Consider the following 18680-nt stretch of genomic DNA (forward strand, 5'->3'; position numbering starts at 1 on the left):
CACGATCCACAACCTGTTTGACAGCTTCAATTTTAAACTCTTCGGTATAACGCTTACCGCTCATAGGCACCTCTCTTTAAGCCATTTTAAATGACTCTGAGGTGTCTGTTAAACCCGTGGCGATTCATTCTCGGTCTCATCTGCACGGCTTTCCTGCCATCGGTAGTGGCCCCGGAGTACGACTGAATCGCACCAGTTTTCCAGAAGAGATTACTGCCCATGCTCCTGGTGAACTTACCGTAACCTTGTGGATTTGTTGTTTTCATCAGACTCACAACAATATATCGTACTACGCCGAAGCGCTTGTAAAGTAACGGGCACCAGACTTTTTGTGTATCACTGACACGGTAGTTTTCTGCGTAAATGCGGTTTATCTCCTGACTGATGTGAGCGACACGCTTTTCCGTTGGCAAATTTTTCAGGATGGAGCCGACCAGTAATATGTCGACGAAGCGACGTCCTGTTCGTAACATACCGGCCTGGCCCCGTGAGAACCACTCATTAGTTGCATAAGTGGCATTATTTTTCCAGAAGCTGTCGCGTTTATCCTGGACAGTACGGTGGAGCCATCAAAATAAGGATGATGTCTACGAAGACGTCGGATGAACGATGGCGCCGGGCCTGCCCCGTACTGATATATTTCAATCAGAATGTAAAGCGATAACCTCCGTTAACTTTTCGTTGATGGAATTTACCGCCTTTTGTGCTGTCGGCCTCCAGGTAAATTGTATGTGCGCGGTTGAGGTTGGCACTAATGCCAATACCATTATTCCACCACTGATCTTTAAATCTGTGTTTCTCTGAGGAATCGTTAAGCTTATAGCCAGTATTTCCCCCAAATTCTTTTATAAATCCAGATTTGAAGTAAATGTTTACTTTATTGTTGTCATCATTTTTTTCATACCCCAACAGAGCACTTATCCTGCCCAGTGTTGAGTCATAACTATCAAGTTTGCTTGTCAGGCCATTTGTAGCCTGGAGTTTGGCTGCATTTTGATGGCTATAGGTAAATTGCCCCTGTGGTTCAATGTAAAAACTCGTGCCGGCAAGCTTCAGGTTTATCTTATTCCCGACTTCGATTGATGCACTCATCCCCGATGAGTTAGTGCTTCCCCCAACGCTGTTGTTTTGACTGTCCGTGACTTTGAAGGTGTTTTTCAGGCGAGAAAGTTTAGCACTACCATCAATATAGAACCCATTGTCAGCCATGACAGTGCTGTAAACCCCCCAGTGATGGGATTGAACCACACCATTACCAAAAACATAATGTGGAGAAGCGTGTGTCAGCCCCATAAAGGTACCGATATACAGCGGTGTTTTTGGTGACACCCGTTTATCAAAACCAAATTGCGTCGAGTTAAAGGTCATATTGAACGGCTTTAGGCTGCCATTTCTGAACACGTCAACTTTACTGCCAGATTCCCGTATCCATGCATTGCCTTGTTGACCACTTTGCCGTAGATCACCCAAGCGCTGCATCAATGTCTGAGTCTCTGCGTGGTTCAGTATATAACTTACATTCAGTAAGTTGGCGCTGGCATCTGCTGTTGAGGTCAATGTTGAAGATGGATTAAGATTAGCAGAAGAATAAAGCTCCCAATTATTGCCATTTTTTCGAATGTCATACAAATAGCCTCCCAGCTCAACAGACGATGTTGCAGTAAAGTTTGCTATGCCATCAGCCGTTTCCACAACCGTTAATACTTCTTTACCAGTTGTCTTCTGGTTTCCACGATTCATGATAGTTAATGAATGATCACCAGCACTTGTTCCAGTCACAATCAGTTTATCATTTGTGCTTTTAACTCCCTGACTATTTCCTGCGATATTAGTACGTAAAATAAAGCTACCAGCACCCAGTAAGTTAGTGACTTTCAATGTTGAGTAATCGCCAGAATTTAATGACTTTGAAAAATCTACTGTACTGTTTTCCAGTAAAAGGTTATCCAGGTTAGAGTTCCCTGCAACATTCCAGCGACTATTATTCATATTAATATTCAGATAGCCTTGGTTAACATTATCGCTACCTGCACTACCTGACCATACAGAACCGTTCTGCATGCTAATATTAACTAAACCCCCTGTTGATTTAATGCTACCGTTGATCAGCATTTTCCCTGTTGCGTTAATCCTGCTGGGAGCGAAATGATCTTCATGTTCAGTATTGATCGCAACCTGGTCAACTGTAGCCATGTTAATAACAAGATTTCCTGTAAGGTCTATCTGGCTATCTCTCATGGCATAAATACCTTGTGTTCCGGCCACACCTGTAATAGTGATATTTTCACCGTTTATTTTCCCACTCTGGAGTGACCAGATACCGTAAGAATTTTCACCATTTTGGTTGATAACAATATCAGTGTTCTTCAGATTAATTGTAGAACCTGCAAGTTGCGATGAAACGCCAAAGCCGCTTCCTGCTGACAAACTATTACGGTTATCTGCTGTACCGAAATAATTTACCGTTGTATTCTCATTAGCAAGCAAAGCTCCGCGTGAGGATGAAGTGATATGACTGCCTGCACCAATATTCACTGTCCCACCTCTGGCTTCCAGACCATTAGAATCGGCTCCCTGCGCATCAATGACAAGCGCATCAGCCCGAAGATCGCCAAATATCCATATTCCGGTAGCATATTGACCATGTGTTTTTATCCGGCTTCCGGTACCCAAATCAACAACAGTATTAGGTTGTGCATTTATACCGTAGGCACCAAAACCTGTTGTATCAATATTTAAAGCAGTTGCTTTTAAATGGGCTATCGGATTAGGTTCATTATTCGTATTTGCAGAAATAAACACACCATAGCTACTATTACCATTTGTTATGATTTTACTGTTACTGCCTAAATCAGCACTACTGCTGTTTGTGTCTATCCTTAGTCCGATGCCTCTGTCTCCTTTTGTTTGTATGAATAAGTTATCAGCTTTCAGCGAAGACCCATCATTTACAATGACACCCAGTGATGCGGCGCTTCCACCCTCAACGTTGATACTGCTGCCAGTACCTAAATTGGCTTCTATATTTTTGCCAAACAGATAGAGACCAGTAGCACTATCACCCGCAACATCAACAGATAATTTGTTCGCAGTTAAATTGCTATTGTCTCCCAGAATAAATATTCCATCGGCGGAGTAGGGGAAAGGTGCAGTTACACTAATACTGACATTATTTCCAAGATCGACTGTACCGGTATTGGTCTTCATTACTCCATATAAGCTACCCGCATGCATTTTATCAGCGATGATTTTATCACCATCGCTGACCATGATATTATCTATTTGGCTACTTATAATTGCAGCCTGAACTGAATGCATGCACATAGCGATATTCAGACTGAGGAGACTGATTTTTGCAAATGAATATTTTGCTGATATATTATTTTTTTTTGCGGATTGGATTATATTATTACGCAGTAAACAGGCCATAACGCTCACCTAAATTGAATTAAAGCTCAGTATTATTTAGTGCTATTACACCACTTAGTGCTTAAAATGGTTCCTTGAATGGACAATGCGCTGCAATATCTGACAAATAAAGAAAACCTCGACAACGACAATAGATTGCGTGATGTGTCTGTGCTGGTTTTATGTATTTGCGCAGTTATAAAAACATGAATGGGATATGCTCCTTCAATAAATGAAAATGAGCAATCTGACGAACATAAAATGTTACCTTTATTTAATGAATTTTAAATTATGTTTTTTTGTTTTTTAAATAAACTCCGAATATTATTCAGGTGGCTAAGGGAATCTTTATGTAAAGCCCACTTATAGAAAACGTAACTGTTGTTATCTTATTCTGACTATGCCACCGGGGAGGAATATGGTAATCCAGATGAATATTTTTGTGAGCCTGTAACGAAGTCTGTAATTAATAGTATTAATTACATGTTCCTATACATCATCATACGATCTTAAAATTTCAGTATATATGTGGTCTGGTTTATGTTAATAACAGAGAGAATATCAGATAAAGAACGTTTACTTACTGCGGTTGTTACCTGAACAATACTTTTAATTTTCCGGCTTTAAAATACTGGTATCCTCTTTTCTTATTAGTTCTCATGATTAGTTGCTAGTGTTATTATATGCATGTCATGTTATATCCTTGATATGACAACAATATTACTTTGCCTGCAATTAATTATATGATTATATAATCACTTTACTGAATGAGATGAAAATGCAGATTGTGAAATTTTAGTGAAGAATTAATCTCAAAATGAAACAGATCGTTTCTATTTAACTTATTTGAAAAATAATTTTACAATTAAACCCTGCTTGTATCTTGATGTTATAATACCGTATGGGTATTGTTGCGGTGTGGTTTCAAAGGTGGCAAATATGTCCGAGTAATACCCAAAATCATTCCTGTTACTGGATATACTGCAATGAACTTTATTATTCGAATGGATCATCCCCGATTATGGGATAATTGAAATGGGGCACATTTTCGGGGATGGTTCATTCGAATGTAGTGGGGGCAACATATAAAAGCATAGCAAATACTGTTCCAGCCAAAGTAGATATTTTGAAATGACAAGATGACAGATTTTATTCATGAATAAAAAACTCGTCATCGCTGATTAACTACTTGGGTCTTTTTTTTGCTTTTGATAAAGCAAAGTTGCTTGCACATCGCATCAGAATAAGCGCATTGCCAGCGGCATTTTTATATCGTGAGGTGATGGTTTATTCTGATGTGATGAAATCAACCTGTGGTATCCCCGGAAGCGCATTATCACATCTCGATGTAAGCGTTAAACGTTCTGTTGTGGTATGACTTTTTAGCCACCCATTCCGGGTGGCCTTTTTTTACCAATAACAAGACATATTTCGGACTGACTTATTTCTTAATGACAGCATTGACCGGACACTATGTACTTATGGAACGTTATTGCCGATACTGAAAAAGGAGATAGACCTTATAAATCGTTTATTCCTGTTTGTGTTGCAAATTTGCCAGACGGCATGGATCTCACGGGCATAGCCGCGCTTCGCGCCAGTCACCACCGGACTGTAACAACTGCCGACACAGGATACTTTTGCAGACTAGAATTGCTTATAATTTTAGTTACATCATACTTATTATAGACAATATAATCCCCCCTCAAGCAAAGCGCCATTCATTGTCAATCAGAGGCAATTTATTACGAACCTGTAGAATAATTAAAAAATCTCCTGGCGCAATAATTTATATTCCTGAAAATGTTGCTGTAAAATAAGAATATTTAGATTGACCAATAAATAATTTCAAGTGGATTTTATAGCTGCTTTTTTTGCAAAAAATATTTTATTATCCAAATATACTTGATGGTAAGCGCTTTACGGTTTTTCAGATCCTACTGACATTCTATAATGAAAAATATTTCTATATCTTTCTTGAAAGATACCCGGCATGAGATATATTATATTTATCATGTCTTTCTATGCGCACATGAACCCCCATAAAGAAAAGGCGCTAACAATTAATTATCTTGCCTTACTGATGGCATCAATTAAATAATAAAAAATAATGCAGCAAAAAACACGATAGTTAATATTCGTTATATATAATAAAAATTATGTACATAGCATGTATCGTTAAAAAATTTCATGAATAAAGCATCTTTTGGCTGTGAATCAGGGTTAGAGACAACGTTAGCAACTTTGCACATTGGAGAAATGGGGAAGAATCCTGCGATATCACTCAAAAATATTCTACTTATTAAAATGTACCTTTGAAAAAGTAGAATTAAACTGATACGCTTTTCTGCTACCAATCCGTTACAGATTTCACAGAGTACAGGTGGACTTACCGGACGCTTTGTCGGTAGGCCAAAACCTGAACAAACTAAATACATGAACAGGTTATTCGGTGCTCCACCACATCTTCTTACTACACAGCCTGACGGCGGTATTTCCTCGGCTTTTTTACCTGCGTCCACGGGAGATACTGCACCTCCGGTCAGCCCTGCACGGGCCTATCTACTGTCACTGAACTCCCTCCGCAGCCGCCAGACGATGGCCTCTTTTCTTAATACGGTGGCACGCATTCTTGGCTCCCGCGATCTGGATGACTGTCACTGGGCAGCACTGCGACGCCACCATGTGCTGGCTCTAATTGAGATGTTACGGGATGCCGGACTGGCTGTAGCCACGGTAAATACTTACCTGTCAGCACTCAGGGGTGTTGCGCTTGAAGCCTGGATGCTGAGACAAATGGAAGTAGAAGATTACCAGCATATCCGTGCGGTTCGTTCGGTCCGTGGCAGTTCACTGCCACGCGGACGGGCTCTTCAGCACGAAGAAATCCGTGGTCTTTTTGCCGTCTGCGAGGCAGACCGGAGCAACAAAGGGCTACGGGATGCGGCAATGATTGGTCTTCTTCTTGGCTGCGGCCTGCGCCGCTCGGAGATTGTGTCTCTCAGTTACGAGGATATTCAACCCAGCGACCGGGCTGTGAAGGTGCTCGGCAAGGGTAACAAGGAACGACTGGCCTACGTACCGGCTGGTGCCTGGCAACGTTTGCAACTGTGGACAGATCAGATCAGGGGTGAGCAACCCGGTCCGTTGTTTACGCGTATACGCCGCTATGACTTCCTGACGGACGACCGTCTGACAGACCAGGCCGTTTACCATATCCTTCAAGTACGCCAGTGTCAGGCCGGGATTGAGAAATGTGCTCCACATGATCTTCGGCGCACTTTTGCGTCGGCTATGCTTGATAATGGCGAAGACCTGATTACCGTGAAAGACGCGATGGGCCATGCAAGTGTTACCACCACGCAGAAATACGATCGCCGAGGAGAGGAACGATTACGCCAGGCCAGAGACAGACTGGATCTGGACGGTTTACCTTAATCACAGAATTAGCAAAGCATCCATAAAACGAACGTTTTGTGGAACCTGGTCGCATCACATTGCGGTTGCAGTCAGTCTGGGTTGGAAATTCTGAGGCTAATATAATCCTACCCGCGAATAGTGGGCACACGACTAAGTGAGTAAACTCTCAGCCAGAAGTGACTCATGACAAAATCAGCATTAATCAGCAAAAAGCCACGTAAACAACACTTTTATGGTTCCATGTATTGCCCTGCCTGCGAAGTACCTGAAAAAACTTTTTAAATCCGTATCACGGATAGCGTTCAGCCGCCACGGTCGGTGCCATAATAACCGGTTCATCACATCGCGTATCCGGCTGATAACAAAATACCGTCCTGTTCAGCGACAATGTCCTGCATGTCTGACGTAAGCTCATAGCAAACTGCGCGGTCAGATAGCTGACCAGCTTACGCTTTATCACTGGTTTTAAAGCTTTTTTGCATTGATCTCCTCCCTGAAAACAGTACCAGGCTAAACTGGAATCTCCGGTCTTTTTTCCACGTTACCGGGAGGTATATCCGCCATGAAAAAGACCCGTTATACCGAAGAACAGATCGCGTTTGCGCTGAAACAGGCCGAAACCGGCACCCGCGTCGGGGAAGTCTGCAGAAAGATGGGCATTTCTGAAGCCACTTTTTATATCTATGGACTACCTCCGTTTTGCAAGCACTGATTCTGGTTTTGGGTTGTTGCTTACATCTATCCGGCATCAGGAAAATCTGTGCCCAAATGGGTAATCCGCACACAATCGCCTCAACAACTGGACGGCCTCTGAGGCCAGTATAAAAATCAGGTTCCGATTGTGCAGGTGCAACCTCTCACCATTTTTCAGTACGCTGTAACTTTTCTCGCAGGGTATTAATTTCACACTACCTGATACTCGGTCCCATTTCTCAGCATCGACCAGATTATTCTCGCGTTTTTGTTAGCGACCGCCACAGTCGTTTTATTAAATCCGCGCCGTTCCTTTAACTGGTTAACCCACTGATTCATATAACCATCATTGTTATTCGTGGCAACCCTGACGACAGCGCGGGCACCATGAATAAAAAGAGTACGCAGATGCTTGTCGCCTTTTTTCGTCATATTCATCAGCACCTGCCTGTCCCCACTCGAGTGCTGGCGTGGAACCAGACCCAGCCATGCAGCAAAGTGGCGGCCATTCTTAAATTCATTTCCTTTGCCAATAGCAGCAACAACAGCCGTGGCCGTTTTAGGGCCAATGCCTTTCACTTTGGCGATACGCTGACAGTCTTCTGATTGCCTGAATACCGTTTCAATCTCCTTATCAAAAAAATGGATCCGACGCCCGAGATCGTTAAAGAGATCATAGAGTTCCGCAATTGTTCTGCGCATACGGGGACTCAGACCGTTTTCTGCATCTTCAAGGATAAGAGGTATAGCTCTGCGAGTCCTGGAGACAGCGCTACCAATGGGGATCCCCCGGTCAAGTAACAGCCCTCTTATTTGGCAGACTGTCGCAGTGCGGTGATTAACAATACGCTGTCTTGCCCGGTGCAAAGCCTGGATATCTTGCTGTTCCGGGCTTTTTGGCGGCACGAACTGCATTGTCGGTTGCATCAGAGCCACGGCGATGGCCTGTGCATCATTGCCGTCATTTTTTTGCCCGCGGACAAAGGGTTTTACATACTGAGGACTGATGACCTTTACTTTATGCCCCAGTTTCTCAAACTCACGCTGCCAGTAAAATGCGCCTGTGGATGCTTCTATACCGATCAGACAGGCCGGAATATTCGCCACCGTCTGGAGTAATTCTTTCCGGCCGGTACGTTTTGAATAAACCGGCTTACCGGCCTGGTTTAATCCGCAGAGCTGAAAGACATTTTTAGCCAGATCAATACCCAGAAATACGATATTCATGGTGATTCTCCTGCTGAGTAAATTTTGTACAGTTAACCGCAGAGGGAGGAGGTAGTCCATCCCATTAACTGGAAGAAAAAATTTGCCGGTCTGGGGGTGACCGAACTGCGTCGTCTGCGGCAGCTGGAGGATGAAAATCAGCGGCTGAAGAAACTGGTGGCTGACCTGAGTCTGGACAAGGAGATGCTGCAGGAGGTGCTGAAGCAAAAGTTCTGAGGCCGGCTCAGAAGCGCCAGGCGGNTGTCCGGCGGGGTTGCGGGCTGCTGATGCAGAGCAGAACCGTTTACCACTGGCAGAGCCGGCGTGACGATCGGGCGATAACCCTGCGCATCAGGGAGATAGCGGAAACCCGGATCCGCTACGGTTGTCCGCGTATTCATATCCAGTTACGCCGGGAAGGCTGGCCTGTTAACCACAAGAAAACCCACCGGATTTATTGTCTGGAAGGACTGAATCTGCGCAGAAAGCGTCCGTGCAGGCATGTCAGTGCAGCACATCGTCAACAGCGTCCCATCCTGAGCGGTGTCGATCAGTGCTGGAGTATGGATTTCGTGTCGGATAATCTGTTTAACGGACGGCGTTTCCGGGCGTTAACTGTAGTGGATAATTTTAGTCGTGAGTGTCTGGCGATCCACGCCGGAAAGTCGCTGAAGGGCGAGGATGTGGTCGGTGTGATGGAAGGATTACGGGTAATGAGTAAACGTCAGCGGTGCGTATTCACACAGATAACGGCAGCGAGTTTATCTCGAAGAGTCTGGATAAATGGGCGTATGAAAACGGGGTGACAATAGACTTCTCCCGCCCCGGAAAGCCGACAGATAATCCGTTTATTGAATCATTTAACGGCAGTCTGCGGGATGAATGCCTGAACATTCACTGGTTCCTGTCACTGGAAGATGCGCAGGACAAACTCGACAACTGGCGCATGGAATACAATCATGAGAGAACGCATTCATCATTAAATGACATGACTCCGGCTGAGTTTATCCGAAGTCTCCGGAAAGACGAAGATCTCTGATTTAGCACTGCATTGATTTTGGGCCAGGGTCAACATGAAGCCGGTTATTCCTGATTACGACGGGATCATATTCGGGGTCAGGGTCACTGAGATGTCTAGAACTCTATATCATCCGTGAACTCTATCCACTGATTTTATCGGTTCTCGCCTATGCCAATCACCCGCTCTTGACATAGGAGCGTCAATACTGTAGCAAAATTTCATAATCGCGTCCCCATATATATATTGAAACTACTCTTAAAAAAGTCAGTTTTTTCTTGTCTCGAATTCACACATTTAATTTTTAAAATAAACCTTAATTATAGGTCATGATAGCAATAGTGTCAGCATAATCCAGAAAAACACACAGTAATGGAGGGGTTATATTATTTGATATTTAGTTTGTTGATATCTTTATTAAAAAATAAAAATATTCATTGGATTCTTTTTTGTTTATCTTTCAACTTAAAAAATTGAAGGAGTGACAAATGGGAAGTAATGTTGTTAACATTGAAGCCACAACACCCGTTGTGAGCAAATTAAAAAAACTGTTACGAAGAAAAATTTATTCCTTTCATGCTTTACCGATATCTTGTCAGGGTTCAAGTGACATCATTACTGAGCAAGATACAGAATCCTACGGCAAATATGAGTTCTCTATTGCCGGCGATGAATTTGATAATTTCTTTTTCCCTAAGAAAGTAATCCGCCAGTCACAGCTATTAACCTCAAAGCTTTATAATTCGGATTCAACATTTTATATTACTGGTGGAACTTGTGTTGCCAATCAAATTGCAATCTCTGCTCTATTTAAGCAAGGTAGTCGTATCCTGATTGATAAAAATTGTCATCAGTCTGTGCACTTTTATTTACAATCAATAGGAGCAAAAGTTGATTACCTCTGCTCTGATCTTCAGGCCGAAAATGGGCAAATACGAGCATGGTCATATAATATGCTGGAGAATAAAATTCTTGATCTGCAAAGAAAAGGAGAAGTTTATGATCTCGTTGTTTTTCCCGCTCAGTCATATGAAGGCCTTATTTATGATGTTCCGGGAATATTAACTAAGTTACTCGCTGCGGGAGTAAAAACGAGAAAGTTTTTTATAGATGAAGCTTGGGGAGGACTAAATTATTTTAGTGAAGATACAAAACCTTATACAGCTATGAATATAGCGCAGCTCATAAATTATTACCCGGACCTGGAAGTTATATGCACTCAGTCTGCTCATAAATCAATGTTTTGTTTACGTCAGGCTTCTTTGATTCATTGTCGGGGTAACCATGGGCTGGCAGAAAGGATAGAGACAGCCAAATATCGAATTCATACAACCTCTCCAAATTATCCTATTCTGGCTTCTCTTGATAATTCGCAGGCCCAGATGGCAATATATGGTTCAGCGCTTGCCGCATATTCAAGAAAATTAGCCTCTTACTTTAAAGAGGAAATATCTAATATAACAGAATTAAGTGGTTGTAATATTCCTGATAATGTATTTAGCGAGCATTGGCATATTCATTGTGACCCAACAAAAATTTTTCTGAATGTATCTTGTCTCGGCAAGGCAGAAGATATAAAAAACCAGCTTTTCAAGAAAAGCATTTATGTTAATCGAACTATAAATGATAATTTACTATTTAATTTTCATATAGGGATTAACAAAAATGCAGTAAAAAGTCTTATTTCCGCACTAACTGAAATAAGTGTTAGAAAGATGTCATCAATTCCTTCTGTTTCTGAAAAATTTATTATACCTTACCCTCCTGGAGTCCCGTTAGTTTTCCCAGGAGAAATAATAACAAATGAAACTAAGGAAAAAATAGCCCTTTGCAAGAAAAAGGGGTTGATGATCATTGCGGCATAACTTTTTAACAGAGTAATTGAATATGATACCATTAAATAAATTAAAAGAGATAGCAATTCTTCATGGTAACGAAGTATGTATATTAGATAAGAATAAAAGTTACACGTGGAATAATGTAATTAAATTAGTTGAAGAGCGCATAGTTTTTCTTTGCCGTTCATATAATAAAAAACAGTTACGGTCTGTTTGTTACATTTCAAAAAACACTGCTGATTTAATTTGCTGGTTATCGGTTTTTTCTACTTTAGGTATTCCGGTAAATGGTCTTGATTACTCGTTACCTGTAGAAACACTGGTAAAGCTATTGAAGAGAATAAATCCTAGTATTTTACTTATTTCTTTCAAAATGTATACATGTCAGGAAATTAATACATTAATGACTGATAATATAACGATGTTTGCAATTGACTCTCCTTCAGACCGTATTATTCAAAGTATAGGTGAGTTTCATAGCCATGAGTTGAAAGAGCTAATAAATGGGCATAAATCAGTACCAGAACGACTGGTTTCGCTAACATCTGGAACAAGCTCCATTCCTAAAATTGTTTATCGCTACAAATCTTTTGAAAGTAAACGATTCAACTGGTTTATTAATCGATACAAGTTTACAAGAAGTGATGGGTTTATGCTGATTTTACCTTTGTACCACGCTGCTGGTTATGGTTGGGCTAAAATGTTTATGTTGCTTGGCGCACCTTTATATTTGGTTGACCAAGAAAACGAACAAATGCTTCTTCATACCATTTCCCAGCATTCAGTCAAAACAACAGTGCTGACTCCGAATATAGTATCAAGATTAGTTGTTCTAGCGCAGGGAAATAAAATTAAGCATTCTTTGCGTTGGGTCTTAGTTGGAGGAAGTTATTTTTCCGTAATAACAAAACGCGCGGCCATATCGATATTTGGTGAAATATTTTATGAATATTATGGTTGTACTGAATCTGGGGTAAACGCATTATCTGAGCCTATGGATATGCTTGCATATCCAGAAAGCGTTGGGAAAGCATTTGAAGGAAATAGTATTATAATACTCAATGATCGAAATTGCCCGGTGAAAAATGGCGAAAGTGGTCGGATTGCTGTTTCTAGCTATATGCTTATGGATGAGTATTCGGATGGTACACGCCCGTTTGTTCAGATTAGTGGTAAAGATTATTTTTTGATGGCTGACTTTGGTTACCTGGATCTTGATGGGCGGTTATTTCTTCTGAATAGAAATGGCGATACCTATAACAGGTATAATTTATACACCATCGAAGAAAAGGTTAGAGCATTACCATGCATAAAAGATGTTGCTGTTGTATCTTCCTTCAAAGAAGGAAGACATCATATCAAATGCGTTTTTAGCACAAAAAAAGATCATGACGTTTATATTCTTGTTGATAAAATAAAAAAGGTTGTTGGCGAAATTGGTGATAGCATTTTTGAAGTTCATGCGGTTAATGAAGTGCCTTACAGTCCTAGCGGGAAAGTTAGATTTAATGCAGTTTTTAAAATGTTAGCTGCTGCCTAATTCTATAATAATAATTATTTGCGATTTTATTAATGGGAGTATTTATGAATAAAACATATATCAAAGGACTGGCTTATTGTATGCTTGCTACAATTACCTGGGGATGTATGTTCCCAATAATGACTAATGCTCTTAAATATATTGACCCATTCAACTTTATAGCTTTGCGTCATGCAATTGCTGGATGTACACTAGCATTGTTACTATATTTACGTGAAGGTTGCGGCTCATTTAATCTAAAAAAAGAACGCTGGATGTTAGCTTGGTTATTTGGGACATTAGGTTTTGCGGGGTATGGGTTTTTGATATTTCAGGGGCAGCGGATAATCGGTTTTAATGGTGCATTAAACGCATCCATCATTATGGCAATCATGCCAATGCTTACTGTATTAATGATGTGGATTTTAAAGAGGAAACGTCCAAACTTAAGTACGTTAGGATTGTTTACTGTATCTCTGGTAGGTGTATTGTTGGTCAATACAAATGCTAATGTTATAGTGGCATTTCAATCAATGGGAAACTTTAAAGGACATATATTATTGATATTGAGTTCATTTTGTTGGGTGCTATACACTATGGGTGGGAGTTATTTTCCTGACTGGAGTCCAATCCGTTATACAACTATTACATTGCTTTTGGGTTTGATAAGTGTTGCTACAATCAATTCTGTTTTACTTCATATCGATTATATTAAGTTACCGCAGCGGACTTTATTATATACAATTTCCCCGCATTTGCTGTATATGTCTCTCCTGGCTGGCGTTGTTGCGGTACTAAGCTGGAATGCTGGTAACAAAATTGTTACGGCTAGTAATGGAGCTTTATTTATGAATATTGTTCCGATTACGACGTTTATCGTATCAACGTTAAATGGTGTTACACCCACATACATACAGGTTCTAGGGATGTTTTTAACTATTTCTGCGCTTGTTTTAAATAGCTTAAACCAGCGCAGAATAAATTTAATAAAGGAAATATCCAATAAAGAATTGTCAACGGTTCATCAAAGTGAACCACCTAAATAGATCCCACTTAAGATATATCCCAGAGGTCTTTTACGGTAGCAATTAATGCTGAAACAATTGGGGAGGCCTCTTTTTTACGATCCCAAAGGAAGCAAAGTTTACTCACCGCTTTTTCTCCTGGCCAAATATACATTTCGTGATTGTCTTGAGCAGATAAAGCAATATCCTCACGCATTAAAGTTAACCCCATTTCAAGACTAACTAATTCTGTTAATGTTTTTTCTTGATCAGCTATTATTACTGGCTTAATAATAGCATTGTGTCTGTCAAAAAATGCTTTAGAAATTGAGGTAAATGAACATTTTTCAGGAGTTGCTATCCATGGGAGCGTTTGTATTGTCTTCCAATCAGCACTTTCAAGCTTTTCTTTCCAGCTCCATGGTCCAACGATGCAAAGTGAAATGGAGGATACCTCTATTACACCCAGTCTCGGAGAATTAACCTCTCCTATAACGAATCCTGCATCCAGGGTTCCATTCAATATCCCATCAATAATATTCCCGGAAATATCTTGCCTTATAGTAAGATTTACCTCTTGATGGCGCAGACGGAGCTGTGAAAGCACTGTCGGAAGATTAAGAATCATTGGAACTGAAATTGTTCCTAATGCGCAGGTATTTTCATTGTTAAGAGATCTGGCTTTTTGCAAAAATTCTTTTGCCGCTTCTAATGCTCTTTTGGCCTCATCTCGCATGACCAAACCAGCCGATGTTAACTCCATCCCTCGTGGTGTTCTATTAAATAATTTTACCTTGAGTTCACATTCCAACGATTTGATATGCAAACTTATTGCTGGTTGACTCAGGAATAAAATGCTGGCTGCCCGTGTTATGCTTGATGTTTCTGCTACAGTAACAAATGTCTTTAATTGATTAAGATCCATAAAAATCCCCCTATCCGATAAATAAAATTCATATATCTTTAAACAAAAATACAGATGGTTAACTTTTTGAATGTTAATTCATTGATTTTTTTGTTACCGATGTGTAAGTGTTTTTAATACCTCCCTTTCATGTAAAGCCGTACCCGCAAATAAAAACAAGTAGCTTAGCGCTACGCTAATAGTAAGATTTATCATTCAATTGTACTAAAAGAAATCCACGGATTTACTGCGACCGCTCTCATTTTTCCAGATTTAATATTTCAATATCAATTACCTAATTCCCTTTGGGAAGATATTACCAAAGACAAAATTATAAATTCTCTGAATTATGCCGTAACGCAATAACGTATTGAATTTTAACAAAATTATCTCAATCTTTTTGCTGATAGCTCATCATTAATTTATCCACATACACATCTGCATCTTATCATTTCGCACGGATATGCTTCAGCCATAAGCATAAATAATCGGCTTCAGGACAACTGCAGATTTTACGGCGAATTTGGATGGTGTCCTCAACATGGAGCGAAGCGGGAACAGCTCTGGTTACTGTATATACCCCTGGTTTTGAAGATGTGAGTAACCGGAATCTGCACTGAAACGCTTTGAACAGGCCATGTTGCGAAATCACCGCAGTAGTATCGATTATCATCAGCACACAAAACACTACTTTTAGCGGTGGTAAGGGCACTATGTTTTGAGGCTTGCACGGTTTTTTTTTAATACCTATTTTTAATGTTGTAACTAATACAACCGTAAGGCAGTATAAGGTCTTTCCATTTAGATAGATAATGTAGTGGCACACTGAATTTGGCCACCTGAACAGAGGTGATATGCTCGCCTCAGAACAATACAGATGTCCCAATGAAAAGAAGAAATTTCAGTCCTGAATTCAAACGAGAACCCGCTCAGCTGGTTGCCGATCAAAACTACACCGTCTCTGATTCTGCTAAAGCTATGGATGTCGGTCTTTCCACGATGACGAAATGGGTCAAGCAACTGCGCGAAGAGCGTCAGGGCAAAATGCCAAAAGCCTCCCCCATAACCCCGGAACAGCTCGAAATACGCGAGCTGAAGAAAAAGATACAACGTATTGAAATGAAAAATGAAATATTAAAAAAGGCTACCGCGCTCTTGATGTCAGACTCCCTGAACAGTTCTCGTTAATCGGGAAACTCAGAGCGCAGTATCCTGTGGTTACACTCTGCCACATGTTCGGGGTTCATCGCAGCAGTTACAAATACTGGAAAAATCGTCCTGAAAAGCCAGACGGCAAGCGGGCTGTATTACGCAGCCAGGTTCTGGAGCTGCATAACATCAGCCATGGCTCTGCCGGGGCAAGGAGCATCGCCACGATGGCAACTATGAGAGGCTTCAGAATGGGGCGCTGGCTTGCCGGCTGCCCCACTGCTTCATATAGAATGGCAGGGCAGTCGTCTTTGCCAATTGCTGGTATGAGTGAAAACGAGAAGGTGAAATTAAAAACGCTATTTCTTTTACCGCCGGCACCGACAACCAGTATTCATGGACTCCATCGGTAGTATCCTTTTAGAGCGCAATGACAAAGCTAAGGGATTTCTGATACTCGCCGCATCAGCAGACAACGAACTCCTTGATATTCATGATCGGTAGCCACTGGTTCTTCCTTCGGATACTGCACGGGAATGGCTGCACCAGGACACGGCGGAAAAATGGCTGAAGAAATCGCTGCCAGTGCAGTAGTGCTGGCAGACGAATTTACCTGGCATGCGGAGCCGACAGCAGCGGGAAACATCCGGAATCAGGGAGCTGAACTGATTTAATCGGCTGGATGACAAATGGAGGATTTGAGCCACCCATGTGCCGTCGTGGTCATTGTATTACCTGAATGCGAAGCACCAAAAAAATGTCATTTGCCATAACAACATGCTCATAGCGATGTTAATAACCATGAACATTATGTGGGTCGAATGGCGGACTTCCTCGAAGGGTTATATTTCAGATAGCCGCGTAATACCACCCTGAGCAAATGACTGACACCGGGCAGAGGCATTCTTCAGTTCGTTAGCTCGTTTTTTGTCATATTCCCGATCCCAGGGAACAAAGTGAAGCATATTGCTGTATTGTTCTTTGACAGATTCAGGACACAGCAGTCTGACGTTATTAAATGAATAAACCATAATACCCTGCACAGTAAAGTTTCCTCCCGGAATATGATCATCCATCCGCCACTCCTGATTGCTGAAATGAGACGCCGGAAACTTATTTCCATCTATCTGATAACGGCGGGGCTGCCAGTCAGAAATTCCTGCTAAAGCCATCGTTTTGTCAATGAGAACATGATAAAAAGATGATATATACATACTTGTCATAAGGAGCCAGAGACTCACTGTGAGAAGGGTGAATCTTATGTGCCATGTCTCATTTCGCGCAGAGTTATCGGTATTCACATACACAGCACCGGGTAAATGTAAAAGTATGCCTAACCCCGAAATGAGGATGGCTAGTTTCAGTAGAGTGAGAAAACTGTCTCCGGCCACTTGTGTATCCACCCATCTGATAACAGTGCCAACGCAGAACGAAAAACAAAGAATAATAATTAAAATAAGAAGCGGACTACTAATAAAAAGCCAACGAGCTGTTTTCCTTTGGGTTTCAGGTCTCTGATATTCCTGAGCATTTTTGCTGCCTTTCTGAGCAAAAGATAATTAATCAGAAAGACTGATAAGATCCCTGCCAGAAAAAGTGACCAGCCCAGTACAGACTCATAATCTGGATATCTGTCAGCAAGAAAAGCCCATAAAAAAACGTAAATACAGCTGGAGGAATGGCAAGCAAGGCAGCCAAAGAAATCCTTGCTTTTATGTCATGGTAATTGTGAAATTCTTTTTTATTTTTCGGTATCGAAAGGCAAAAAATCAGTGAAGGAAAAAAAATCACCCCTAACGCGGTAGTGACCAGTATCATAAAAATGAAGACATAATTAAATATACCCGTTGCTGACAGGTTCTCTGTAAACAAAGAACCATTATCAAAATAGCCAAGATATATTCTTATAATAAGAAGAGACAGTACCGGAGGCGTTAGGCTAATAAGCCAATAAAATTTTTTCATTGTTATTCCTTAATTGTGAAACTGTGAATCGCCACAGGTAATCCAGACACTTCCGAGTCGTTGATAATACTGGTTTTCATATTCTGTCGGTGACATCTGACCGCCAGAACCATGCCGGCGTTTACTGTTATAAAACATTTCGATGTAATCAAAAATATCGCTGCGGGCTTCTTCCCGCGTTCCGTAGACCTTTTTCTTTATCCGTTCGCGCTTCAGGAGCTGGAAAAAGCTTTCTGCAACTGCGTTGTCGTGACAGTTACCGCGACGGCTCATACTGCCTTCCAGACCGTGTGATTTCAGGAACGACTGCCACTCATGGCTTGTGTACTGACTGCCCTGATCCGAGTGAACCAGCACCTGTTTTTGGGGATTACGCCGCCATACAGCCATCAGCAGTCCGTTCAGGATAATGTCCTTTGTCATCCGGGATTGCATTGACCAGCCGATAATTTTGCGTGAGAACAGGTCAACAACCACGGCCAGATACAGCCAGCCTTCGTGAGTCCTGATGTAGGTTATGTCCGTTACCCACCGTTCATCCGGAGCATCCGGGTTG

General features: G+C 41.4%; 10 protein-coding genes and 4 pseudogenes. 7 read left to right on the forward strand and 7 right to left on the reverse strand.

What is annotated here, in order from left to right; genetic code table 11:
• Nucleotides 1–645: 645 nt before the first annotated feature.
• On the reverse strand, nt 646–3429 hold the full coding sequence (locus ACTU3N_RS01800) for an autotransporter outer membrane beta-barrel domain-containing protein (RefSeq protein WP_443084427.1): 2784 nt from the start codon (nt 3427–3429) through the stop codon (nt 646–648).
• A gap of 2415 nt (nt 3430–5844) precedes the next feature.
• Here ACTU3N_RS01800 and ACTU3N_RS01805 point away from each other — a divergent pair.
• Nucleotides 5845–6846, forward strand: a complete 1002-nt coding sequence (locus ACTU3N_RS01805; protein ID WP_443084428.1) for a tyrosine-type recombinase/integrase — start codon at nt 5845–5847, stop codon at nt 6844–6846.
• A gap of 205 nt (nt 6847–7051) precedes the next feature.
• Here ACTU3N_RS01805 and ACTU3N_RS01810 read toward each other — a convergent pair.
• Nucleotides 7052–7306: pseudogene (locus ACTU3N_RS01810) on the reverse strand (IS3 family transposase); the annotation flags it as partial.
• Between the two features lie 84 nt (nt 7307–7390).
• Between ACTU3N_RS01810 and ACTU3N_RS01815 the strand changes: the two are divergent.
• A pseudogene (locus ACTU3N_RS01815) lies at nt 7391–7507 on the forward strand (transposase); the annotation flags it as partial.
• A 224-nt stretch (nt 7508–7731) separates the two neighbouring features.
• Here ACTU3N_RS01815 and ACTU3N_RS01820 read toward each other — a convergent pair.
• Nucleotides 7732–8748: an IS110 family transposase gene (locus tag ACTU3N_RS01820; protein WP_443084436.1), complete on the reverse strand. Its 1017-nt coding sequence runs from the start codon at nt 8746–8748 to the stop codon at nt 7732–7734.
• A gap of 66 nt (nt 8749–8814) precedes the next feature.
• On the opposite strand from ACTU3N_RS01820, the pseudogene ACTU3N_RS01825 reads away from it, so the two are divergent.
• From ACTU3N_RS01825 to ACTU3N_RS01840, 4 genes and pseudogenes are all read left to right on the forward strand, one after another.
• Nucleotides 8815–9766: pseudogene (locus tag ACTU3N_RS01825) on the forward strand (IS3 family transposase); the annotation flags it as partial.
• A 467-nt stretch (nt 9767–10233) separates the two neighbouring features.
• Nucleotides 10234–11610 carry a hypothetical protein gene (locus tag ACTU3N_RS01830; protein ID WP_443084429.1) on the forward strand — a complete coding sequence of 459 codons (1377 nt, stop codon included), beginning with the start codon at nt 10234–10236 and terminating at the stop codon, nt 11608–11610.
• A 22-nt stretch (nt 11611–11632) separates the two neighbouring features.
• The gene (locus tag ACTU3N_RS01835; protein WP_443084430.1) at nt 11633–13123 is read left to right on the forward strand and encodes a class I adenylate-forming enzyme family protein; all 1491 of its coding nucleotides are present in this window, start codon (nt 11633–11635) and stop codon (nt 13121–13123) included.
• Nucleotides 13124–13167: 44 nt separating this feature from the next.
• On the forward strand, nt 13168–14148 hold the full coding sequence (locus ACTU3N_RS01840; protein ID WP_443084431.1) for a DMT family transporter: 981 nt from the start codon (nt 13168–13170) through the stop codon (nt 14146–14148).
• Between the two features lie 7 nt (nt 14149–14155).
• Here the strand turns inward: ACTU3N_RS01840 and ACTU3N_RS01845 are convergent, their stop codons facing one another.
• On the reverse strand, nt 14156–15031 hold the full coding sequence (locus ACTU3N_RS01845; protein ID WP_443084432.1) for a LysR family transcriptional regulator: 876 nt from the start codon (nt 15029–15031) through the stop codon (nt 14156–14158).
• Nucleotides 15032–15895: 864 nt separating this feature from the next.
• On the opposite strand from ACTU3N_RS01845, the pseudogene ACTU3N_RS01850 reads away from it, so the two are divergent.
• Nucleotides 15896–16500 (forward strand): annotated as a pseudogene (locus tag ACTU3N_RS01850) (transposase); the annotation flags it as partial.
• Between the two features lie 501 nt (nt 16501–17001).
• On the opposite strand, the gene ACTU3N_RS01855 reads toward ACTU3N_RS01850, so the two are convergent.
• The 3 genes from ACTU3N_RS01855 to ACTU3N_RS01865 all read right to left on the reverse strand — a co-directional run.
• Complete coding sequence (locus ACTU3N_RS01855; protein WP_443084433.1) at nt 17002–17382, reverse strand: hypothetical protein; 381 nt, start codon at nt 17380–17382, stop codon at nt 17002–17004.
• A gap of 340 nt (nt 17383–17722) precedes the next feature.
• Nucleotides 17723–18124 carry a hypothetical protein gene (locus tag ACTU3N_RS01860; RefSeq protein WP_443084434.1) on the reverse strand — a complete coding sequence of 134 codons (402 nt, stop codon included), beginning with the start codon at nt 18122–18124 and terminating at the stop codon, nt 17723–17725.
• Between the two features lie 9 nt (nt 18125–18133).
• Nucleotides 18134–18680 (reverse strand): IS3 family transposase (locus tag ACTU3N_RS01865; RefSeq protein WP_443084435.1); only part of this gene is annotated, 547 nt, incomplete at its 5' end.

It is taken from the genome of Vagococcus sp. WN89Y (assembly GCF_052220145.1).
In the GTDB taxonomy this organism is placed as follows: domain Bacteria; phylum Pseudomonadota; class Gammaproteobacteria; order Enterobacterales; family Enterobacteriaceae; genus Kosakonia.

Bases quoted from the DNA above. Each gene is read 5' to 3' on its own strand.
- ACTU3N_RS01800 (WP_443084427.1), bottom strand. From the start codon at position 3,429: ATGGCCTGTTTACTGCGTAATAATATAATCCAATCCGCAAAAAAAAAT.
- ACTU3N_RS01805 (WP_443084428.1), top strand. From the start codon at position 5,845: ATGAACAGGTTATTCGGTGCTCCACCACATCTTCTTACTACACAGCCT.
- ACTU3N_RS01820 (WP_443084436.1), bottom strand. From the start codon at position 8,748: ATGAATATCGTATTTCTGGGTATTGATCTGGCTAAAAATGTCTTTCAG.
- ACTU3N_RS01830 (WP_443084429.1), top strand. From the start codon at position 10,234: ATGGGAAGTAATGTTGTTAACATTGAAGCCACAACACCCGTTGTGAGC.
- ACTU3N_RS01835 (WP_443084430.1), top strand. From the start codon at position 11,633: ATGATACCATTAAATAAATTAAAAGAGATAGCAATTCTTCATGGTAAC.
- ACTU3N_RS01840 (WP_443084431.1), top strand. From the start codon at position 13,168: ATGAATAAAACATATATCAAAGGACTGGCTTATTGTATGCTTGCTACA.
- ACTU3N_RS01845 (WP_443084432.1), bottom strand. From the start codon at position 15,031: ATGGATCTTAATCAATTAAAGACATTTGTTACTGTAGCAGAAACATCA.
- ACTU3N_RS01855 (WP_443084433.1), bottom strand. From the start codon at position 17,382: ATGACAAGTATGTATATATCATCTTTTTATCATGTTCTCATTGACAAA.
- ACTU3N_RS01860 (WP_443084434.1), bottom strand. From the start codon at position 18,124: ATGAAAAAATTTTATTGGCTTATTAGCCTAACGCCTCCGGTACTGTCT.